A 21,579-nucleotide genomic window follows, 5' to 3' on the forward strand; every position below is an offset into this window, starting at 1 on the left:
ATTGTACAAGGACTTCGCCAACATGACAAAACGGCGATGAGGGACTTCTATGCTCTATATGCGGGGAGACTCACCGCCGTTTGTTCACGTTATATTGCGAGTGATGCCGATATGAAAGATGTTCTTCAAGAAGCTCTGATTAAGATATTCACGAATGCCGATAGCTTTGAATATAGGGCTGCGGGTTCGTTGTTGGCGTGGGGTAAAAGGATTGTAGTCAACGAGGCATTGAGTTTTCTCAGAAAGTCGAAGACAGTACCGTTGTTGTTCGACGAAAATTTACCGGAGGTGGCGGATGAGGACAATACGCCGGTGGACGATGTGCCACCGAAATTGTTGCAAGAAATGATAAGGGAGCTGCCTGATGGTTATCGCACGGTGTTCAATCTCTATGTGTTTGAGGATAAGAGTCATCAAGAGATAGGAAAAATACTGGGCATCAAAGAAAGTTCGTCGGCGTCGCAGCTGAATAGAGCAAAAACAGTATTAAAAAAGAAAATCATAGAATATAAGAAAGGAGGACGGATATGAGCAATGAATGGACAAAAACATTGCGCGACAAGATGGAGCATTACGAGGAGACTGCCCCGCAAGGGTTGTTTGACGATGTAATGGACCGCTTGGAAGTTCTCGAACAAAGTGCAGCACCGGTCTCTGTAGAAGAGAAGGTGATGCCAAATAGGACGGGAAGGAAAGCCACCGTCGTAACTTTGATGATGGGTGCTGCGGCTGTGGGATTGGTCTTGCTGACCAATACATCAGTCAACAATGTGGCTCCAGTCATCAAGCCGAATGCACCATTGGCAAGCATTCAGGAACAGGAAACTCCTACAAAACAGTATATAAATACCGAAAAACATGGACAGGCTTCCCAAATGAAGCGTGTAGAAGAAGGTGCGATGGTAGCAGAAGTGGCAGAACAGGCTGATATGGCAGTGTTGCCTGGCCAACAGGAAGAGCCGTCTGAGAAGATGGAAGAGGAACTGCCAGTGCCTGAAAAGCCCAAGAGGGCCATTTCTGCACGACCGCGTGAGGAAAGGTTGTTGGCTTCGGCAAACGACCGTCGGACTGTGCGCAGAGGATTGAGGTTTGGATTATCGCTCGGTGGTGTGCCTAATGTATCGTCGTTGACGAACTTAGGTCATGCGGAACTCGACTATAGTGCAACTTACGGAGTGCCTACCTTGGTAGCTGTCGATTATGTGCCTGTAGGTCAAAACGAGATTAGCAAGAAGGCACATCACCATCAACCGCTGACGGCTGGGGTGACGGTGGCAGTGCCATTGACGACTCGTCTGAGTATAGAAACAGGGTTGATGTATAGTTACCATAGCTCAACCATTGCTTATAGTATGGGTTCGGTATCGTATGACAGAAGTCAACAGCTCCATTTCGTAGGTATTCCGGTGGATTTTAATTACTCCTTGTGGCAGAATAGAAAACTGAATGTCTATGCCGCAGCGGGTGGAAGGGCAGAGAAGCTGGTCTCCGGTCGCCAGGAGGATGGGGAGGACCGCAAAGGAGAAACGTCGTATAAGAAAGTGAAGATGGACCAGTTGCAGTGGTCGCTGAGCGGTCGTGTCGGCATGGAATATAAATTATCGCCCAAGTTAGGGCTATATGTTGAGCCAGGAGTTGGTTATCATTTCGACAATGGTTCAGATGTTCAGACGATTTACAATGACTGTCCGATGACATTTGAATTGAAAGCCGGCATCCGGTTTAACACAAGATAAGTGGTTCATTAAAAGAAAAAAGCGAGGCCGATAGGTCTCGCTTTTTATTTAATACCATTGAACGGCACTGGTGACACCACTTCGTTTGTCGTATTTCAAAGCATCGGTCAGGGTGCTGGCATTACAACGGAACGTGAAGTTATAGCTTGTGTAAGGTGCCAAAACCACCGAACAGCTCATGTTGAAGCAGTGGAGATCGCGCTGTAGGGAGGCTGTTGTCATGCTCATTTTGTGGTAGTCGAAGTCGTAACCACTGGAGAAGCTGATGTTCCAACCGTCACTGATGCGTAGGTTTCCACTCACGTTGAGAGTCTGGGAGAACTTATAGGGATAGCGCATCGTCTTTGTATTGAATGTACCGCCAGTGTTCTCGCGCATCGTAATACCATACCCGAATGTCAAAGACCATGGCATAGAGAACGTCATGTAACCGTCGTCATCGGTCTCGGCCTTGCCTCTTTTCTGCCTGGCTCTGGCTCCGCGCTGTCCTTCTATCATGTCGTCGTCGACGTTACTCTCTATATCTGTATCCACGCCTTCGGCATCCGGATCGTTCTTTTTCCTTTTTTTGTCGTCTGAGTCTTCGTCATCGCCACCGCCAAACCATTTCTTTATCTTCTCTGGATTGAGCGTGAAAGAGAGGTTCTGCGACATTCCTTGGAATCTTCCGAATCGTCCCCGTCCCCATTCCGTGTGTGTACCAATGAATGGTTTGCCATCTGCACCAAGCTCATAGGCATAGGTTGCGAAGACGGCATTGAGATTAAAGGTGTAGCTTTTCCACCATTTCAGGCGGATATTCATGTTCAAATCGCTCCAAGGTTGCTTCTTATCGGCCGCATTATACGACATGCTGATGCCCAGATTGTCTATAATACTGATTTTCTTAAAGCCCGTAGAGTCATCGTCCGACTTTACTTTCATCTCTATATTGTTATCAATGGCGAAGCTAAAACTCTTGGTTTGGCCGATTGACGGGACTCCGTATTTGGAGTCGGAATAAGGAGAATACTGTTCCCAGGTTACGTTTCCGTCGGCATCGGTCTTCTGATATGAATCCCAATAGCCATATCGTTTTGTACCGAAGTTGGGTGCATAGCTGAAGCTGACGGTCGGGGTGATGACGTGGCGGATAGCTTGTACCTTGTCGCCGAAGAGCTTACGAGAGGGGATAAACATACCATACAGCTTGGTACTTGCGCTCACGCTGAGATTCCAATTGTACAGATTGTGGAAGCCGTAAGTGGTATCGGCCACCTCTTCTTGTTTGGCTGTGTCCCACGAACGCATCACTTTGCGGGTTGTCATGCGGTCTTGGAAGTTGAAAGAGGGTGTCACGTTCACGACATTGAAGAGCGAGAAACTTCCTGTTACAGGGATGGTGTGCAACATACCATTCTTCCAATCCTTGATAAGACTGGCATGGAGCAGACGGTCTTCCTTGGTTCTGATGGAGTTGGAAAACTGTCCTGTATAGCTTACGGATATTTTCTCGTACCACCGCAGCTTCCCTGCTACGCTCTTACGGCGGAATGGATAGAAGCGGCTCAAGCTGGCATTGAGGTCGGGCAAGGTCATTTCTATAGTCGAATCCTGCATGTTCTGTGCCAGGTTGGCGGTACTGCTTAGGGTCAATCCGATGCTTGAGAAGGTGGTACTCCAGCTGACTGAAGAAGTACGTGTACTCTGTGTAAGCGTGTAGGGATTGTACATGCTGTTCAGGTTGTTGCGCTCATAGCTCGATGTAGCAAAGTTGACACTGGCCGAAAGCGAGCTGTAGGGATTGGCTTTGGAGTCTTGACGGTGACTCCACTGAACCTTGAAACTCTTCTGATTGGAATAGTCTGGCAACCCCTTATCGCCGGTCTTGGTGTTTTGATAGCTCAAAAAGAAGCTGCCATTGTATTTATAACGCTTGCGGTAATTGCTTGCCGCACTCAGTCCCCACGACCCTTTGGTATATATTTCTCCTAAGAGTTTTAAGTCCCACTTGTCGCTCATGGCAAAGTAATAACCGCCATCTCGCAAATAGAAACCGCGTGTACTCTCATCGCCATATGTAGGCATGATGAATCCGCTGGAATAACTTTTGGTGAAGGGAAAGAAGCCATAGGGGATAGCCAGAGGTAACGGCACATCGGCAACAACGAGGTATGCCGGACCGAAAACGACATCCTTTCCGGGGCGAACCTTTGCTCTTGATAACGCAATGTAGAAGTCCGGATGCTCTTCATCGCATGTTGTGTATCGGCCATGCTGCAAGAATATCTCGCCATTGTCATTGCGTTTCGACAATTCACTGGTCAGGAAGCCGTCTTCTTGCTTTGTATATGTGTTTCTGATGAGGCCCTTTTTGGTCTTGAAGTTGAAGGCCATCGTATCACTTTCGTATGAGTCACTTCCCATTTTGAATACAGGAGTACCGGAAAGGTCTTTCTGTGCAGAGTCTTTGTAGACTCCGGTGGCGTGTACCAGGCTGCTGTCAAGATTCATATAAATCTTGTCGCTGGTCAAATCCATCGTCTCGTATTTCACGTTAGCGTTGCCATAGAGGTGGGCTGTCTTCGATGTGGCATCGTAGACGAGCGAGTCTGTGGCTGTATAAGTGACGGGAGCATCGATGCCACTCTTTTTCGTGCGGTTGATGGAGTCCTGTCTTACAGAGTCGTCTATCGCCTTGTTGTGGTGATAGATGGCTAACTGCAAAGAGTCCATGTGAAGGGTATCGGGGACTATTCTGCCGAATGAATCTCTCAACACACTATCGTTCACCTCTGTTGTATCCTTGGTAGAGGCCCTACGTTTCTTCTTAAAGAATTGCATATTGGAATTTGCCAACACAAAGATGAAGGCAAATAACAACAATACTATGAACGAACATCTTCTCATAATCTCTACAAAGGTAAGAAAAAAGTGCAGATTGGGTCTTTGTGCATGATATATTTAACGTTTTACTCGAACAATTCACACCAGGCATCAAACCTTATCAGGCCGTCGCTGCCAAACTTTTCGAGGCTTTTACGGGCTTGCTCCACGGTCTTCTCGCGGTCTAGATGGGTCTTGCTGTAAAACTTGTCGGCATAGCATATCAGTTGCTCTTCCAGCGTCTCGGGCAGGAAATCACGACTGGGCAGGGGCAGGCTTTGCTCTTTGATAGCCATTGCTGATATGCCGGCACCGGTATGCCGTTCGCATACGCGGGCATGCTTCTCAAAACCTTCTGCCCGCATCATGTCGGCTCCCAGGCGTCCATGACAGATATAAGGTTCCGTGCCCATGCAGTGAATGCCCGGTGCCTGGCACTTCATGATGCCTATGTCGTGGAGCATTGCTGCCTCTTCTACGAAATTCCTGTCGATATTCAGTTCCGGATGTCGGTTGATAATAGCCAATGCCTTGTCTGCTACACTGCGGCTATGTACCATTAATATATGGCGCAATTCGTTGTCTTCGGGATAATACTTGTCTATGATGGCTTGGTAATCCATAGGTCCTTTACTGTTAATCTAAAAAGGCACAACTCCTTTCATGGGGTTGTGCCTTCCGTGTATAGTTTTATATTCTTACTCAGCTGCGGGTCTTTCGATGTATGCTATCACGTCGCCCTTGTTAATCTTAGCACCTTGCTTGGCGTTGATTTCAACAAGTTTGCCTCCGAGTGCAGCCGGAACTGTCTCGAATTCTCCCCACGGAGTCATGATATAGCAGAAAGCATCGCCCTCCTGATATTCCTTGCCGATAAACGGCTCTATGGCCGGAGCAGCTTCGCCTTCGCCCTGGAACTCCCAGAAAATCTGTCCCTTGACAGGCGCAACAATGGCATCTGCCTTGGCATGCTTGAATGCAGCAGCCTCTTCGGGAGAAACCTTTGCACCGAGCTTGGCGTCTTTTGCAGCCTGTAGGTCGGCCAGGAAGTTCTTCTTAGCCTGTCCGCTCTTGTAGTTGCGATACTGTTCCGGGTGCATGGCCAGCTCGAAAAGTTCTTCGTCGTCCTGTCCGTATTCCCAGCCATTCTCGTCCATTTCCTTTCTGAAATCGTCGAGATTGTTCTTCAACAGTGTGTGTGGGTCGGCATCGGTGAATTCCAATCCCTTAGCCTTGGCAAGCTCTACAAGTTCCGGGTCGATAGTTCCGGGAATCTTACCGCTCTTTCCGAGAATCATACCCCACATGGTATCATCCATCATGACGAATCGGCCCTTGCCCTGTTCGAGTGTCAGCAGGTTCATCAGTGCGATGTTCTTGGTGTACTGGCTGAACGGAGTTACCAATGGAGGATAACCTACGCGCGGCCATACATAAGCCACCTCGTCGAACAGCTTGACCAGCATGTCGTCTACCGAAAGCTCTTCTTCGCCTTTCTTCTTGCGCAGGTTGTTGATGGTCTGGCGGATACCTGTCAGGTCGGCCATCATGCTTCCCATCATACCACCAGGCAAACCGCAGCCCAGAAGCAGTGAACTCATCAGCTTGTTTTGCGGATTGATGAAGTAGCCCAACCACTCGTCGATGAACTCCTGAGTCAATGCACGTGCCTTCATATAGGCATTCATGTTGATTTCGGGTACGTCGAAGCCCTCGTTCTTCAGCATGCTTTGTACCGAGATAACGTCTGGATGAACCTTACCCCAAGACAATGGTTCGATGGCAGTATCAATGATGTCTGCACCGTTGTTGCACACTTCGAGGATAGACGCCATTGAAAGTCCGGGACCGGAATGACCGTGATATTCAATGATGATTTCAGGATGCTTGTCCTTGATAGCCTTGGTGAGCTGACCCAGCAGTGCAGGCTGTCCGATACCGGCCATGTCTTTCAGGCAGATTTCTTCAGCTCCGGCTGCAATGAGCTGCTCGGCTATGTTGGTATAGTATTCCAATGTATGCACCGGAGAGTTGGTGATGCACAGTGCAGTCTGCGGTGTCATGCCGCCTTCCTTGGCCCACTTGATAGAAGGGATGATGTTGCGGACATCGTTCAGACCGTCGAAGATGCGGGTAATGTTAGTACCTTGTTTCGCCTTCACGCGATACATCAGGGCACGAACATCGTCGGGCACGGGATACATGCGCAGCGCGTTGAGACCGCGGTCGAGCATGTGGGTCTTGATGCCTACCTCGTTGAAAGGTTTGCAGAAAGCACGTACAGCTTCGTTAGGATTCTCGCCGGCGAGCAGGTTCACCTGCTCGAAAGCACCACCGTTGGTTTCTACACGGGCAAAACATCCCATCTCAATGATGACGGGAGCAATGCGAGCCAACTGATCTTTGCGTGGCTGGAACTTACCTGAACTCTGCCACATATCTCGATAAAGGAGACTAAACTGTATTTTTTTCTTCATATTTCTTATTTTCTTTGCTTATCGGGCGAAGTGGATAAATTCCACTCGTCCGTTGTGGTGCAAAATTAGATAAAAAAAATCAAATATCCCACCATCTAATATATTTTTTACAATTATTGCATTAACTTTGCCATACAAAATCAGAACGTTATGAAAATCCGCACATTGTTTGTTTTAGGCATTGTCTCGTTGGCTTTGGTGGCTTGTGGAGGAAAGAAAGATAATCGGGAAGAAAAACCTAACGGCTTGTTGGCCGGGGCAGAATTGCTCCACCGCGACAAGGCTGTCTACGGGCTGGCTTGCGAGGGTTGTACCGATTCTGTAGTGGTATTGCTGCCGCCCGACGGCAGTGATCCGGTTACGTATAATATTATCAATGCCCACCGCAACAATCAAATCTACGGTAAGGTAAAGATTGGCGACTGGATAACGGTGGTGTTGGACGACAATAACAAGAAAGTGGCGACGTCGGTGGTCGACTTGGATGACTTGCGAGGCATCTGGTGCTATGTGGTCATGCCGCAGATGCGCGACTACGATAAGATGAGCAAACACCTGCAACAGACGATGATGCGCGATATGCCCGACTCGGTAAAGGCCACCTATCTTATTCCGCGGGAATATGGTTTCTGGCTTCGTCGCAACTGGGTAGCGCAGAGTGTGGGCTATGTGGGCGAGAAAAGCTCGCTCGAAGATGAGAGTCCTGTGGTATATCCACAGCTGGGTTATTTTACGGGCTGGCGTATGTGGAATGGCAAACTCGTAGTGGCACGTCTGGCCTATCCCTATGGTACGGTGAACGAGAAAAAGGGCGACAGCCTGATTTACGACACCTGTAACATCGACTATCTGAAAGACGACTCCTTGGTTTTGAGCAGCGACGGTATCAGCCGTGGCTATTATCGCAAGAAAAATATCAACGACGTCAATAAGAAAGCCATCGCCATTGCTGCCATGCTCAAGCGGAAAGCATTGAAGCAGGCTACGCAATAGTTCGCATTCCCAATGTCTGGAAAAACTGTCGGTACGTCATTTGTAAGCTGACTCAATAACTTGTCAACTCAAAAACTCCTTATGTTCCAGGTAAAAGAGCATAAGGGTATAAGGCAAGGAAGGGTAGGTAATCGTTTGGCAAAGCTATGGTTGGGATGCAGCTCAATAACTCATCAACTTAGAAACTCATGAACTTAAAATACTGCAAGGCCTCCGCAGCATCACTGCAAGGGCCAAACAGCAATGCTGCAAAGCCTAGGCATCACTGCTGCCGAGCCTTTGCAGTAAACCGACTCTTTTTTGGCTACGAGGCAACGGATAGTAGGTTGTGAACGGAAGGTGGGTAAAAAAGATTTTTATTTCCTTCCTTTATTAATGATAATTGCTTACTTTTGCACGAAAGAAGTATAATGAATCGTCGCTTAAACGCTATTTGGAGCTTGGCAGCTCACTATAAATACCTCATCGTCATAGTGGTGGGGGTAGCTATCGTGGGCTTTCTTGACGAGAACAGTTTCCGTAAACGCATGGAACTGGAGCTGCAAATAGACGATTTGAAGAGTGAGATAGATAAGTACACGCGACAGTATGAAGCTGATACAAAGCAGTTGAAAGACCTTCGTCGCAATCCTAAGCACATAGAGAAGATTGCCCGTGAGCGTTATTTCATGAAGGCCGACGATGAAGATATTTATGTATTGAGCGACGAAGAAGTACCCGTAGAAACTAAAGATGAAACAACTGAGTAGATTGCAGAGTGTCCTATTCATGGTAGGTGGAGCGCTGATGGTTATCGGTGCAGGGTGTTTTGTATTTATGTTCCAGCAGCAGATATTCTGTTGGGTGTTCCTCTTGGGAGCAGTGTTGTTTGCCCTGATGCAGATGATGCAGGCCTACGAGGGCAAGAACTTTATCGTGAGCCGCCTCAAGAAGATGCTGACACTGGCCGACCTCCTGTTTGTCTTGGCCGGCATATTGATGCTCAACGATGTCTATGGCATCTTCCGCCCCCTGTTCTCCAACGTACTCGACTATGTGAACTACTTATATAATAAATGGGTGGTCATGCTGCTTGTGGCTGCGTTGTTGGAGATGTATGCCATGCACCGCATTTCGGCGGAGCTGGACAAGGAAGCTGCCGGAAACCGATAGTAACAATACTGAATACACAGCGTTGTGTGCTGTGTAAATTATGAAAAAAATATAAAAGCACCGTGGAATCAATTAAATACCATGAATTTGTTTTCTTACATCGCGAATACGCATTACCTTTGCTATAGAACAAGAATACCGTTTATGAATAAAGTCTTATACGCATTTCTGACTATCATGACTATCACCTCCTGTATGAATTCGTACAGCGTGGATGGAACGTCGAACATGTCTACGATTGATGGCCGGATGTTGTACTTGAAAGTGCTGAAAAACAACGAATTTAAGAAATTAGACTCCTGCGAAGTAGTTCATGGGCAATTCCATTTTACTGGTCCGGTAGACTCGGTGAGAATGGCCAACATCTTCATGGACGACGAGAGTGTCATGCCGTTGATACTGGAAGATGGCGACATCAAGGTGCAAATCAACGATACGCAGCTCACGGTCAGTGGCACACCGCTCAACGATAAGCTGATGAAGTTTTTCAATAAGTACAATCAACTGAAGAACGACGAGGCCGAGTTGGTGCATAAGCACGACCAGGCTATCATGGATGGGAAGGATATGAATCTTGTGAATTCTCATCTCAATAGTGAGGCTACCCGGCTTTCGGAGCAGGAAGACCAGTTGGTAACGAGCTTTGTGACCGAGAATTTCGACAATGCTCTCGGTCCGGGTGTATTCTTCTTGGTGACCATCGGTAATCAATATCCAGAACTGACCCCGTGGATAGAAGACATCATGAGTAAGGCTACCGACCACTTCAAGAACGATCCTTACGTGAAGATGTACTACCAGAAGGCACAGGAAAATCAGCAGATTATGACGGGATTGAAAGAGCCTAGCGGTGTCACTGTAGCTCCGCAAGGCGTCCAGGCCGCTCCTACACCCCCTCCAGGTGCAGCTGCCAATGCAGTTCCCGCACCCACTCCCAATGAGTTGGCCAAACCGGCAGAGCCGCTGAACAAGTAGTTTAAATATGTATATACAATACCAAGGACAGGCTCTGAGTCTGTCCTTGTCTATAAAATAAAGTGTCATGAGAATACTTATCACTGGTGGCAGTATCGTCAATGAAGGGCGAGTCTTTCGGGGCTCGCTGTCTGTAGCCGACGATTGCATCGAGTCTGTCATGGAAGGGGATTGTGCGCCCCGTGGTGTCTACGATAAAGAGATAGATGCCACGGGGTGTTTTGTGCTGCCGGGTGTCATCGACGACCATGTACATTTCCGCGAGCCGGGGCTCACGGGCAAGGCCGATATCGCGTCTGAAAGCCGTGCTGCCGCCTATGGCGGAGTCACGTCATACTTCGAGATGCCCAATACCAATCCGCAGACCACGTCGTTGGAAGCATTGGACGAGAAGTTTGCCCTGGCAGGCGAGAAGAGCCATGTAAACTATAGTTTCTTTTTTGGCGCTACCAATCATAATACGTATCTCTTCGAACGGCTCGACCGCCATCGCATTCCGGGCATCAAACTGTTTATGGGAAGCAGTACTGGGGGTATGTTGGTGGATAAACAACAGGTACTGGCCGGTATTTTCCAAGAGGCAAAACGTCTGGATTTACCGCTGATGACGCATTGTGAAGACACGGCTACCATCACTGCCAACATGGCAAAGGCACGTGAAAACGACGACGACCCACCTATTCGCCTGCATCCGAAGATACGTAGTGAGCAGGCATGTTATGCCTCTACGGAGCTGGCAGTGCAGCTGGCGCGTCAGTATGGTACTCGGTTGCACGTGGCACATCTTACCACTGCACGCGAATTGGAACTGTTTGGTACAGATAGCAACATCACGGCAGAAGCCGTCATCGCCCATCTGATGTTCTCGGATGCCGACTACGAACGGCTGGGGACACTCATCAAGTGTAATCCGGCAGTGAAGACTGCTGCCGACAGAGATGCTTTGCGGCAGGCATTGACCGACGGTCGCATCACGATAGTAGGCACAGACCATGCCCCACACTTGTTGAGCGACAAGCAAGGAGGGTGTCGCAAGGCCGCTTCGGGCATGCCGATGATACAGTTCTCGCTTGTCTCAATGCTGCAACTGGTCGATGAAGGTGTATTGGATATGCCGCAGTTGGTGGCATTGATGTGCCATAATCCGGCGCGGTTGTTCAGCGTCTGTGAGCGTGGATTCCTGCGCCAAGGATATAAGGCCGATGTGGCTATCGTGCGTCCGAATGTGGATTGGACGGTAACGGAAGATTGCATCCAGAGCAAGTGTGGGTGGAGTCCGCTGTTGGGGCATCGTTTCCATTGGCGCGTGGAGCATACCTTGTGCAATGGCCGGTTGATACTGGATGGCGGAAAGTTTGATGCCGACGTACGGGGAGAGGCACTCGCATTCAGAAATTAAGACCCGATAGCAGTTTGGAAAGAAGATGATAGCACGCATGTATATCCCTATCTTGCTGATGATAGTATTGTCAGACCTGTATATCGACATACATTATCTGCGTCGGAAATTTCACCTTGGTGATGGCAGACGGCTGTTGTGGTGGCTTCCATGTATCGGTATGGTGGCCTATACAGTGGGGTTGGCGAGCGTTCAGAACTTCGTTCCGGATAACTTGATGTGGGTTGAGGTCTATCTGATGTTGCTGGGTATCTTCGTTGTGCCGAAGGCTGTGTTTACCATTTGTTCGGTTATTGGGCTTGGCGTTTGCCATTTGACACATCGACGGAATAACTGGGGCAATATCGTGGGGTTCTTCCTGGGTATTGTGCTGGTATTGATGTTCGTCTATAGTCTGACTTTTGGCGTGCGACAACTGTCGGTTAAGCATATCGGCCTTTATGTAGAAAAATTGCCACAAGCCTTCGAGGGCTATCGTATCGTACATTTCAGCGATGCGCATGTGGGTATGTTTGAAGGAGGGAAAGCCAGTTTGCTGGCACGAGATATTGACAGCATCAAGGCGCAGAAGGCCGATTTGGTGGCTTTCACGGGCGATTTGCAGAACATACAACCGTCGGAACTTCGTCCGTTTATGGGAATGTTGCACAGTATCAAAGCCCCCGATGGCGTGTATTCCGTGCTTGGCAATCACGATTATAGCGAGTATATTCAGGCCGATGGAGCTGTCAAGCGAGCCAATGAAAAAGAGTTGATAGCCCGGCAGCGGCAGTTTGGCTGGCGTCTGTTGCTGAATGAACACGCTGTTGTGTACCGCGGACAAGACTCCATCGTCATTGCTGGTACCGAAAACGACGGTCGCGCCCCCTTTCCACAGCATGCCGACTATGTTAAAGCATTACATGGGGTGGGTAAGAAGGCCTTTGTTGTGATGTTGCAGCATGATCCTTCGGCCTGGGACAGGCACATTCTGCCCCTGACATCGGCTCGGCTGACCCTGAGCGGACACACGCATGCAGGGCAAGTGAGTCTGCTTGGTTTCCGCCCTACGCGCCTTGCGTACGCCCAAGATTATGGACTCTATGAGCAGGCAGGGCGTTATCTCTATGTGACGGCAGGATTGGGAGGGGTCGTTCCCTTCCGTTTTGGTGCTTCAGCCGAGATTGCCGTCATCACATTACATCGTTTGGAAAGTAGTAAGAAAGAATCCAGTCATCATTAAAAGGAAGAAGATGGTTACATTGTTATATCGCATCTATCAGTTATGTATAGCGCTACCGGTGATTCTGATAGCCACACTATTGACGGCACTCGTTACCATCGTAGGATGCTTTGTGGGTGATGGACACTTCTGGGGATACTATCCCGGAAGGTATTGGGCGTGGCTTATCACGAAGATATTGTTACTTCCGGTGCGTGTGGAGGGCCGTGAGCATCTGGAAAAAGGACAATCCTATATTTTTGTGAGCAATCATCAGGGGGCTTTCGACATCTTTCTGATATATGGATATCTGCATCGTAACTTCAAATGGATGATGAAACGGCAGCTTCGTAAGCTTCCTTTTGTGGGTATGGCATGTGCTGCTGCCCATCATATCTTTGTAGATAAGCGTGGTCCGGGCAAGGTAAAAGAAACCTACGAAAAGGCTCGTGAGACATTGAAGGGAGGTATGTCGGTGGTGGTATTTCCCGAAGGTGCACGCACATTTACGGGCCACATGGGGAGTTTCAAGCGCGGAGCTTTCATGTTGGCCGATGAATTACAGCTGCCCGTAGTGCCATTGACCATCAATGGAGCATTTGACGTGATGCCGCGAACACGCGATATGAAGTGGGTGTTATGGCATCCGTTGCATCTCACGATTCATCGTCCTATCATGCCGAAAGGGCACGGTGTGGAACAGGAACGTGCCATGATGGAAGAGGCCTATGCCACGGTGATGGGTGGACTTGCACCCGATTATCAGGGATATGTAGAAAATCCCGATCAATAATACGACCTTTTGATGGCTTTTTCGTAACTTTGCAAAGACCCAACAGTATAAATACAAATCATCATGAACAGCAGTGACAGTATCATCATTATTCCTACTTACAACGAGAAGGAGAATATAGAGAAGATTATCCGTGCCGTTTTCGGTCTGGACAAGTGCTTCCATATACTTGTGATTGATGATGGAAGTCCTGACGGCACGGCCCAGATAGTCCATCGACTTATCGACACCGAGTTTGCCGACAGGCTCTTTATTGTGGAGCGTAGTGGCAAGTTAGGTCTTGGAACAGCCTATATCAAAGGCTTCAAATGGGCCTTGGAGCATGACTATGAGTATATTTTTGAGATGGATGCCGACTTCAGTCACGACCCCAAAGACCTGCCTCGGCTCTATGCTGCCTGCCACGATGAAGGCTTCGATTTGGCCATTGGGTCGCGCTATGTGAGTGGAGTGAATGTGGTGAACTGGCCTATTGGTCGCGTGCTGATGAGTTATTTCGCCAGCAAATATGTGCGTATCGTCACTGGTTTTAAGGTACACGACACTACAGCAGGATTCAAATGCTACCGTCGGCGTGTGCTGGAAACCATCCCGCTCGACGAGATTCGCTTCAAAGGATATGGTTTCCAGATAGAAATGAAATATACGGCATACAAGATAGGCTTTAAAATCAAGGAAGTACCTGTTATCTTTGTGAACCGTCGTGAGGGCGTTAGCAAGATGAGTGGAGGTATTTTTGGAGAGGCCTTCTTCGGCGTAATGCGACTCCGTATGGACGGTTTGTTCCGCAAATATCCGCCGATGCCACGTGCATAAATGGATATACAAGACGTAAGAAAACATTATAGCACCCAGCCACAGGCGGGTGCTATGTTGCAATTACTGGGAGATGGAACGGCAGAACCCATTTCCCTGCAAGGTTTATTAGCTTCTGCCGCCCCATTGTTCTTTGCTTCTTTAGCCGAAAAGTTGGCCCATCCGGTGCTTTTCATCATGCAGGATGCCGACGAAGCGGGCTATTTCTATCACGATTTGACACAAATATTAGGCACAGAACAAGTCTTATTTTTCCCTTCATCCTATCGTCGGGCCGTGAAATACGGGCAGCGAGACGATGCCAACGAGATACTCCGTACCGACGTATTGGCTCGTTTGAGCAGCAATCCCAAGAATCTTTTTATAGTTACCCATCCCGAAGCGCTGAGCGAACTCGTCGTTTCCAAGTCGTTCATGGACGAACGTTTGCTGCGCTTGTCGGTTGCCCAGCACATTGATATCACCGGTGTAGAGAAGACATTGAGGGAATATGGATTCAACGAAGTGGACTATGTATATGAGCCGGGGCAGTTTGCCGTGCGCGGAAGTATATTGGATGTCTATTCCTATTCATGCGAACATCCGTTCCGTATCGACTTCTTTGGCGACGAGATAGACTCTATCCGCACTTTCGAAGTGCAGGACCAGCTGTCTAAAGACCGACGCGACAACGTAGAGATTGTGCCCGAACTGGCCATGCAGGCCACCGATAAAATCTCGTTCCTGCGGTTCTTGCCGGCCCAGACGGTGATAGTCTACAAGGACATATTATACGTCCACGACACCATAGACCGCATTTACAAAGAGGGATTCTCGTCGCAGGCTATGACCGAACGTATGGAGGGAGCTACCGAGGTAGAGCAACGCGAGATAGTACGCAGCATGCAGCGCGAGCAGAATCTGCTCACGGCCACAGCTTTCAAGGAAGACATTTCTGCCTTCAGGCGTGTGGAATTCGGGGCTAACAGCGATTTGGACAAGTCGCATCGCAAGGATGCGAAGCGCTCGTCGGTACTCCGTTTCGATATCACCCCGCAGCCGTTGTTCCACAAGAACTTTGATTTGCTGGCACAGACGTTGGAAGATTATCATCTTAAAGGCTACACCTTATATATATTAGCCGACAGCGAGAAGCAGCAGAAACGTCTGAAAGACATCTTTGAGAGTGAGGGATTGCAGAAATACGGCATCCATTTTGAGCCTGTCAACAAGACGCTTCACGAAGGATTTGCAGACAACAACCTGCGTGTATGCTTCTTTACCGACCATCAGATATTCGACCGTTTCCACAAATACAATCTGAAATCGGATGGTGCGCGGGCTGGTAAGATGGCCCTTACCATGAAGGAATTGCAGGAAATGGAGCCGGGCGACTACATCGTGCATGTGGATTTGGGCATCGGAAAGTTTGGTGGTCTGGTGCGTGTTCCGGCCGGCAACTCGTATCAGGAAGTCATCCGCATCATCTATCAGAACAACGATAAGGTAGATGTTTCCATCCATTCGCTCTATAAAATCAGCAAGTATCGCCGACAAGATACGGGCGAACCGCCGCGTCTGAGCACGCTCGGAACGGGTGCATGGGATCGTCTGAAGGAGAAGACCAAGAAGCGTATCAAGGATATTGCACGCGATTTGATAAAGTTGTATGCCAAACGTCGCCAAGAGAAAGGCTTTGCATTCAGTGCCGATTCGTTCATGCAGCACGAGCTGGAGGCCAGTTTCCTCTACGAAGATACGCCCGACCAGAATAAGGCTACGGTCGATGTGAAGGCCGATATGGAGAGCAACCGACCGATGGATAGGCTCGTTTGTGGCGATGTGGGATTTGGTAAGACCGAGGTTGCGGTGCGTGCAGCCTTCAAATCGGCTGTAGACAATAAGCAGGTGGCTGTACTTGTGCCCACGACGGTGCTCGCTTTCCAGCATTACCAGACCTTCCGCGACCGGTTGAAAGACTTCCCCGTGCGTGTAGACTACCTCTCGCGTGCACGCACTGCCAAGCAGACCAGGGCTGTGCTCGACGATTTGGAGGCCGGACGAATAGATATTCTGATAGGCACGCACAAGCTCATCAGCAAGTCGGTGAAATGGCATGACCTCGGATTGTTGATTATAGACGAGGAACAGAAGTTCGGTGTATCGACCAAAGAGAAGCTGCGCAAGCTCAAGACCAACGTCGACACGCTCACCATGTCGGCCACGCCCATTCCGCGTACATTGCAATTCTCGCTTATGGGAGCACGCGATATGAGCATCATCCGCACTCCGCCGCCCAACCGTCATCCCATCCATACCGAGCTGTCTACCTATGGCCACGAGGTGATAGCAGACGCCATCAATTTCGAGATGAGCCGAAACGGACAGGTGTATTTCATCAACGACCGCATTTCCAATCTTCCGGAGATAGCCAATCTCATCAGGAAGTATGTACCGGATTGCCGTATTGCCATCGGTCATGGGCAGATGAAGCCCGAAGAGCTGGAGCAAATCGTGATGGGATTCATGAATTACGACTACGATGTGTTGCTCTCTACGTCTATCGTAGAGAACGGGATAGACGTCGGAAATGCCAATACCATCATCATCAACGATGCCCACAGGTTCGGATTGTCTGACCTCCATCAGATGCGTGGGCGCGTAGGACGAAGCAATCGCAAGGCATTCTGCTACTTGCTGTCGCCCCCGAAGAGTGTGCTCACGCCCGAAGCGCGTCGTCGCCTGGAAGCGTTGGAGAATTTTTCCGAACTGGGTAGCGGATTCAATCTGGCTATGCAAGATTTGGATATTCGCGGTGCAGGCAACTTATTGGGGGCTGAACAGAGTGGATTCATGGAGGATTTGGGTTACGAAACTTATCAGAAAATACTGAATCAGGCCGTTACCGAACTCAAGAACGAGGAATTCGGTGACCTCTATGCCGAAGAGATTGCGCGTGGCGAGGAAATCTCTGGTGGCGAGTTTGTCGAGGATTGTGCCATCGAGAGCGATTTGGAGATGTACTTCCCCGATACTTATGTGCCGGGCAGCAGCGAGCGAATGTTGCTCTATCGCGAGCTTGACAATATCGAAGACGATGATGCCTTGGAGGTGTACAAGCAACGGTTGATAGACCGTTTTGGCCCTGTTCCGCCCGAAGGCGAGGAATTAATGCAGGTGGTTGCGCTTCGCCGACTCGGCAAATCGCTCGGTTGCGAGAAGATTATGTTGCGCCAGGGGCGCATGAATATGCAGTTTGTGAGCAATCCCGAAAGTGCCTATTACAAGAGTTCAGCTTTTGGCAAGATACTCGACTACATAGGGGCGCATGCCCGCCGTTGCGATTTGAAGGAGGTCAAGGGCCGACGTCTCATGCACATCTCGCAAGTTCCGACCGTCGGCGACGCCGTAAAGGTGCTGCGGGAGATGAATGGTTAGACTCCGAGGTAAATATTGTTATTTTACTGCAAAGGCTTGGCAGCATCGCTGTCAAGCCTTTGCAGTTTTGTTGAAGAGCCTTTGCAGCATTGCTGTCAAGCCTCTGCAGTAAATCAATGTGAGCAATCAGAAGTCTTCATCTCGGAATGTAGAGGCTGGAAGAAGGGACGAATTCACCAGATTAGCCCTTGTATAAGGCTGCCAGCCATAGCGCACAGCAACTGGTTTGGCCACCTGTCGACTCCATACTTTTACTTGCCGGCCTGCAATCTGTGCCTGTGCAGGATAGTATAAGCCGTCTTCTCCGGCAACTTCAAACGTACGGAGGTCTTTACCATCGGCTGTTTTCAAACCGTCGGCATAATCGAATGATACGTAGGCTGCGCCCTCACGATAGTCGACATGCTTCATCAGCGGACCTGAAGGGACAAGCTGATGTCCGTAACTCTTGGCCAAGGCCCAGCGTGCCAGACGCTGTCCTACGGCCATCTTGCGCGTAGGATGCACGTCGAGCGAGTCGCCCATGTCGGTGCTCACGGCCATTCCTGTGTTGGCTATGGTCTGTAGCTGTTGGCGCTGTACGTCGCGGAACCACGGCCAGCTGGGCCTGTTCAGGCTCGATAATTGCACATAGTAAAAAGGCAGATTGCTGTTCCAATAGTTGCGCCAACTGTCTACCATGAGGGTGAATAGCTGGTCGTAGGCCTCCATATTGTGAGCATTCGACTCGCCTTGATACCATGCCACGCCCCGGATGGAGTAGTGGGCAAGCGGTTCGATGCCGGCTTCGAACAGATAACAGGGCTGATAGGGATGTCGTTGCAGTGGATTGGTCTTCAGGGCGATGTTTTTCGACATGCGTTCGCGTGCCCATTGCTGGATGAAATCGTTTTTGGCAGGCTCTTTCAGTATGTCTGGGAAGTCGTTTTCAAGTGTCTGTCGGGGTATCCACGACTCTGTAGTAGAACCCCCGATGGCATTGCAGATGACGCCGATAGTCACGCCGAGACTGTCGGCCAGTGTGCGTGCAAAGGCGAGACCGACTGCCGAGAAGGCCGGAGCGGTGTGCTCGTTGCAGGCTTGCCAACCCTTATCTGTGTAATATTGCAGTCGGTTGACAGAGTCGAGAGCCGATGTAGGCCATTCAGAATTCGTTGTTGCCCAGTTCTCGGTCATGTTGAAGAGGCGTATATCGGGTTGTCGACGACTGTAGTCCATCATGTCTTGTCGCTCTGTGGGAGTGAGTTGCGAGGTACGGAAAGCCATGTTCGACTGACCAGAGCATAGCCATACTTCGCCAATGGCTACGTCGTTGAATTGCAGTTTCTGTATCTTCGTCTTGATAACCAGTGTCAATCCCTTTGCTGCCTGCATGGGTAGGAGGTCTACGTTCCAATGTCCTTCGGCATTTGAGCGGGTCTTGATGGTTTGTTTTCCGAGCTGTATGGTAACTTCGTCATGGCTGTCGGCCGTACCTTCCATGTGAATGGGAGCTTGGCGCTGGAGTACCATCCCGTCGGTATAAAGCCTTGAAACGTGCAGTCCACCCATGTCTCCGCTGATGGCGGTATATACTTTTCGGGCTATCAGGCCAGCTCCTTCGGCATTCGGGTGCAGGCCGTCGGGCAATACATCGGGGCGATTGTAGAGCGCTGCGTGCAGGTCGATGAGTCCCACGTTGGCAGTCTTTGCTATCCGCTCTATGCGCTTCTGTATTTGCTGATGCCAGTCGCGAGTGCCTGATTTGAAGCGTGAATGGCGGTCGGAAATGGGAGTCAATCGGCAAATCCATACCTTGCATTTAGGGTTTGCTACGCGGAATGAGTCGATGAGTGCGCGATAGTCCCTGATGAAATCATCCGAATAATTGGGCCAGGCGCGCGGATCGGTGTCGTTCACCCCAAGATGTATGATGACCATATCGGCCTTGAAGTCGAGCGCCTGATGGTATTCTGCCTGTGCAGTATAGGGGCGATAGGCCCGGTTGATGAGCGTTGCGCCCGACTTTCCGAAGTTTCTTACTTCGTAATTTGTGCCGAGCAAGGCTTGGAGTTGGGCAGGGTAGCTGTCATGTTCGCGGTCCTTGATGCCGTAACCAAAGGTGATGCTGTTGCCCACACAGGCCACTTTGATGGGCCGACGGGCTTCGATGCTTGATAAAAAGGTTGTCAATAAAACCAATAAAAGCAGTATTTTCTGTCTCATGGTGTAAAAGTTGGAGTTGGAAAAGTGGTATAAAAAAATCTCCCTGAAGTCTCGTTTGTGAGGGCTTCAAGGAGATAATATGTTGTCGTATTATATCTTTATGTCGGGAACTGCGGAGAGATTGCTCTTGATTTCGCTGTCGCTGACGGCGTAATTGTGCAAGTCGCCGTTGATATAAGAGTCGTAGGCAGTCATGTCGATGAGTCCATGACCGGACAGGCAGAACAGGATATTCTCTTGTTTGCCGGCTTCTTTAGCCCGCAGAGCTTCTCTGATAGTGGCGGCAATGGCATGGCAACTCTCCGGTGCAGGGATGATTCCTTCGGTCCGGGCGAACAGCATTCCGGCTTCAAAGCTTTCCAACTGTGGGATATCTACGCCGTGCATGTAGTTGTCGCGAATCAGTTGACTGATAATCATACCCGCTCCGTGGTAGCGCAAACCGCCTGCATGGATGTTCGCGGGTTTGAAATCGTGTCCCAGTGTGTACATAGGCAGCAATGGAGTATAGCCTGCCTCGTCACCGAAATCGTACTCGAACTTACCGCGGGTCAGCTTCGGACAGCTCTCCGGCTCGGCTGCGATGAACTCGGTTTTCTTGCCTTCGAGAATATTGTGGCGCATGAATGGGAATGCCAGTCCGCCGAAGTTGCTGCCTCCACCGAAGCATGCAATCACCTTGTCGGGATATTCTCCGGCCATTTCCATCTGCTTTTCGGCCTCCAGTCCGATAACGGTCTGGTGTAAAGCTACGTGGTTGAGCACCGAACCGAGCGTATATTTGCAATGCGGTGTAGTCGTTGCCAGTTCGATAGCTTCGGATATGGCAGTACCCAGTGAGCCAAGATGATTGGGTTCACGGGTGATGATGTCTTTCCCGGCACGGGTAGACATGGAGGGCGAACCTTCTACCGTAGCCCCGAATGTACGCATGATGCTGGAGCGATAGGGCTTCTGCTGCATGCTGATTTTCACCTGATAGACAGCCGCACTCAACCCGTAGATGCTTGCAGCATACGACAATGCTGCGCCCCACTGACCTGCTCCGGTCTCTGTGGTGACGTTGGTGTCTCCCTCTTGTTTGCAGTAGTAGCATTGCGGAATAGCCGAATTAATCTTATGAGAGCCTAGTGGGTTGGTGCTTTCATTCTTGAAATAGATGTGGGCAGGAGTATCCAGCGCCTCTTCCAGTGCATAGGCACGCACCAGCGGAGTCGAACGATAGTAGCTATACTTGTCGCGTACCTCTTCGGGAATGTCTATCCATGCGTTTGTGCAATCCAGTTCTTGCTTGGAACACTCGGCACTGAAGATGCGCGACAAGTCTTCCGCAGACATAGGTTCACGCGTGGTGGGGTTCAGTGGGGGTAATGGTTTGGTAGGCATATCGGCCTGTATGTTGTACCACTGTGTAGGGATATCCTTCTCTTGAAGGAGGAATTTCTTCTGTTTCATCTATATCTTGTTTATAAATCATTGCAAATATACTGCTTTTTTCGAGAGCTGGCAAACCTTTTGGACGAACTTTTCTGCTACCATGTAAACAGAGG

The 21,579-nt window shown here is 49.6% G+C and carries 16 protein-coding genes; 11 read left to right on the top strand and 5 right to left on the bottom strand.

Annotation, left to right across the window (positions count from 1 at the left end):
• Positions 1 to 36 precede the first annotated feature (36 nt).
• Together ACZ42L_RS00700 and ACZ42L_RS00705 are read left to right on the top strand one after the other, a co-directional pair.
• Positions 37 to 531: an RNA polymerase sigma factor gene (locus ACZ42L_RS00700; RefSeq protein WP_464699815.1), complete on the top strand. Its 495-nt coding sequence runs from the start codon at positions 37 to 39 to the stop codon at positions 529 to 531.
• Positions 528 to 1,736, top strand: coding sequence for a porin family protein (locus tag ACZ42L_RS00705; RefSeq protein ID WP_464716348.1), 1,209 nt, complete (start codon positions 528 to 530; stop codon positions 1,734 to 1,736). The genes ACZ42L_RS00700 and ACZ42L_RS00705 overlap by 4 nt, the downstream gene beginning before the upstream one ends.
• 48 nt (positions 1,737 to 1,784) lie before the next feature.
• Here ACZ42L_RS00705 and ACZ42L_RS00710 read toward each other — a convergent pair whose 3' ends face one another.
• The 3 genes from ACZ42L_RS00710 to ACZ42L_RS00720 form a co-directional block, all read right to left on the bottom strand.
• Positions 1,785 to 4,625, bottom strand: a complete 2,841-nt coding sequence (locus ACZ42L_RS00710; protein WP_464716349.1) for a putative LPS assembly protein LptD — start codon at positions 4,623 to 4,625, stop codon at positions 1,785 to 1,787.
• Between the two features lie 62 nt (positions 4,626 to 4,687).
• Positions 4,688 to 5,224 (bottom strand): HDIG domain-containing metalloprotein, encoded by a 537-nt coding sequence (locus ACZ42L_RS00715; protein WP_464716350.1) that lies wholly within the window; start codon positions 5,222 to 5,224, stop codon positions 4,688 to 4,690.
• A gap of 75 nt (positions 5,225 to 5,299) precedes the next feature.
• A complete protein-coding gene (locus ACZ42L_RS00720) occupies positions 5,300 to 7,078 on the bottom strand; it encodes an oxaloacetate decarboxylase (RefSeq protein ID WP_464706362.1) in 1,779 nt (592 codons plus the stop codon).
• A 150-nt stretch (positions 7,079 to 7,228) separates the two neighbouring features.
• Here ACZ42L_RS00720 and ACZ42L_RS00725 point away from each other — a divergent pair, with 150 nt between their 5' ends.
• From ACZ42L_RS00725 to mfd, 9 genes are all read left to right on the top strand, one after another.
• Positions 7,229 to 8,071: a hypothetical protein gene (locus ACZ42L_RS00725; RefSeq protein ID WP_464699824.1), complete on the top strand. Its 843-nt coding sequence runs from the start codon at positions 7,229 to 7,231 to the stop codon at positions 8,069 to 8,071.
• A 410-nt stretch (positions 8,072 to 8,481) separates the two neighbouring features.
• Positions 8,482 to 8,820, top strand: coding sequence for an FtsB family cell division protein (locus tag ACZ42L_RS00730; RefSeq protein WP_464716351.1), 339 nt, complete (start codon positions 8,482 to 8,484; stop codon positions 8,818 to 8,820).
• On the top strand, positions 8,804 to 9,223 hold the full coding sequence (locus ACZ42L_RS00735; RefSeq protein ID WP_464699828.1) for a hypothetical protein: 420 nt from the start codon (positions 8,804 to 8,806) through the stop codon (positions 9,221 to 9,223). The genes ACZ42L_RS00730 and ACZ42L_RS00735 overlap by 17 nt, the downstream gene beginning before the upstream one ends.
• 144 nt (positions 9,224 to 9,367) lie before the next feature.
• Positions 9,368 to 10,198 carry a DUF4369 domain-containing protein gene (locus ACZ42L_RS00740; protein ID WP_464716352.1) on the top strand — a complete coding sequence of 277 codons (831 nt, stop codon included), beginning with the start codon at positions 9,368 to 9,370 and terminating at the stop codon, positions 10,196 to 10,198.
• Positions 10,199 to 10,265: 67 nt separating this feature from the next.
• A complete protein-coding gene (locus ACZ42L_RS00745; protein WP_464716353.1) occupies positions 10,266 to 11,597 on the top strand; it encodes a dihydroorotase in 1,332 nt (443 codons plus the stop codon).
• 25 nt (positions 11,598 to 11,622) lie between these two features.
• Positions 11,623 to 12,819, top strand: a complete 1,197-nt coding sequence (locus ACZ42L_RS00750; RefSeq protein WP_464716354.1) for a metallophosphoesterase — start codon at positions 11,623 to 11,625, stop codon at positions 12,817 to 12,819.
• 10 nt (positions 12,820 to 12,829) lie between these two features.
• Positions 12,830 to 13,591, top strand: coding sequence for a lysophospholipid acyltransferase family protein (locus tag ACZ42L_RS00755; RefSeq protein WP_464716355.1), 762 nt, complete (start codon positions 12,830 to 12,832; stop codon positions 13,589 to 13,591).
• 63 nt (positions 13,592 to 13,654) lie between these two features.
• On the top strand, positions 13,655 to 14,407 hold the full coding sequence (locus ACZ42L_RS00760) for a polyprenol monophosphomannose synthase (protein WP_464699838.1): 753 nt from the start codon (positions 13,655 to 13,657) through the stop codon (positions 14,405 to 14,407).
• Positions 14,408 to 17,824, top strand: coding sequence for a transcription-repair coupling factor (mfd, locus tag ACZ42L_RS00765; RefSeq protein WP_464716356.1), 3,417 nt, complete (start codon positions 14,408 to 14,410; stop codon positions 17,822 to 17,824). It abuts the gene before it with no gap.
• 126 nt (positions 17,825 to 17,950) lie between these two features.
• Here the strand turns inward: mfd and ACZ42L_RS00770 are convergent, their stop codons facing one another.
• Together ACZ42L_RS00770 and ACZ42L_RS00775 are read right to left on the bottom strand one after the other, a co-directional pair.
• Positions 17,951 to 20,029 carry a GDSL-type esterase/lipase family protein gene (locus ACZ42L_RS00770; RefSeq protein ID WP_464716357.1) on the bottom strand — a complete coding sequence of 693 codons (2,079 nt, stop codon included), beginning with the start codon at positions 20,027 to 20,029 and terminating at the stop codon, positions 17,951 to 17,953.
• 90 nt (positions 20,030 to 20,119) lie between these two features.
• Positions 20,120 to 21,484 carry a TrpB-like pyridoxal phosphate-dependent enzyme gene (locus ACZ42L_RS00775; protein ID WP_464699844.1) on the bottom strand — a complete coding sequence of 455 codons (1,365 nt, stop codon included), beginning with the start codon at positions 21,482 to 21,484 and terminating at the stop codon, positions 20,120 to 20,122.
• Positions 21,485 to 21,579 lie beyond the last annotated feature (95 nt).

It is taken from the genome of Prevotella mikamonis, from assembly GCF_055381405.1.

What these genes read in the sequence shown, in the direction of transcription:
- ACZ42L_RS00700 (WP_464699815.1), top strand. Translation starts at nt 37, where the DNA reads ATGAGGGACTTCTATGCTCTATATGCGGGGAGACTCACCGCCGTTTGT.
- ACZ42L_RS00705 (WP_464716348.1), top strand. Translation starts at nt 528, where the DNA reads ATGAGCAATGAATGGACAAAAACATTGCGCGACAAGATGGAGCATTAC.
- ACZ42L_RS00710 (WP_464716349.1), bottom strand. Translation starts at nt 4,625, where the DNA reads ATGAGAAGATGTTCGTTCATAGTATTGTTGTTATTTGCCTTCATCTTT.
- ACZ42L_RS00715 (WP_464716350.1), bottom strand. Translation starts at nt 5,224, where the DNA reads ATGGATTACCAAGCCATCATAGACAAGTATTATCCCGAAGACAACGAA.
- ACZ42L_RS00720 (WP_464706362.1), bottom strand. Translation starts at nt 7,078, where the DNA reads ATGAAGAAAAAAATACAGTTTAGTCTCCTTTATCGAGATATGTGGCAG.
- ACZ42L_RS00725 (WP_464699824.1), top strand. Translation starts at nt 7,229, where the DNA reads ATGAAAATCCGCACATTGTTTGTTTTAGGCATTGTCTCGTTGGCTTTG.
- ACZ42L_RS00730 (WP_464716351.1), top strand. Translation starts at nt 8,482, where the DNA reads ATGAATCGTCGCTTAAACGCTATTTGGAGCTTGGCAGCTCACTATAAA.
- ACZ42L_RS00735 (WP_464699828.1), top strand. Translation starts at nt 8,804, where the DNA reads ATGAAACAACTGAGTAGATTGCAGAGTGTCCTATTCATGGTAGGTGGA.
- ACZ42L_RS00740 (WP_464716352.1), top strand. Translation starts at nt 9,368, where the DNA reads ATGAATAAAGTCTTATACGCATTTCTGACTATCATGACTATCACCTCC.
- ACZ42L_RS00745 (WP_464716353.1), top strand. Translation starts at nt 10,266, where the DNA reads ATGAGAATACTTATCACTGGTGGCAGTATCGTCAATGAAGGGCGAGTC.
- ACZ42L_RS00750 (WP_464716354.1), top strand. Translation starts at nt 11,623, where the DNA reads ATGATAGCACGCATGTATATCCCTATCTTGCTGATGATAGTATTGTCA.
- ACZ42L_RS00755 (WP_464716355.1), top strand. Translation starts at nt 12,830, where the DNA reads ATGGTTACATTGTTATATCGCATCTATCAGTTATGTATAGCGCTACCG.
- ACZ42L_RS00760 (WP_464699838.1), top strand. Translation starts at nt 13,655, where the DNA reads ATGAACAGCAGTGACAGTATCATCATTATTCCTACTTACAACGAGAAG.
- mfd (WP_464716356.1), top strand. Translation starts at nt 14,408, where the DNA reads ATGGATATACAAGACGTAAGAAAACATTATAGCACCCAGCCACAGGCG.
- ACZ42L_RS00770 (WP_464716357.1), bottom strand. Translation starts at nt 20,029, where the DNA reads ATGAGACAGAAAATACTGCTTTTATTGGTTTTATTGACAACCTTTTTA.
- ACZ42L_RS00775 (WP_464699844.1), bottom strand. Translation starts at nt 21,484, where the DNA reads ATGAAACAGAAGAAATTCCTCCTTCAAGAGAAGGATATCCCTACACAG.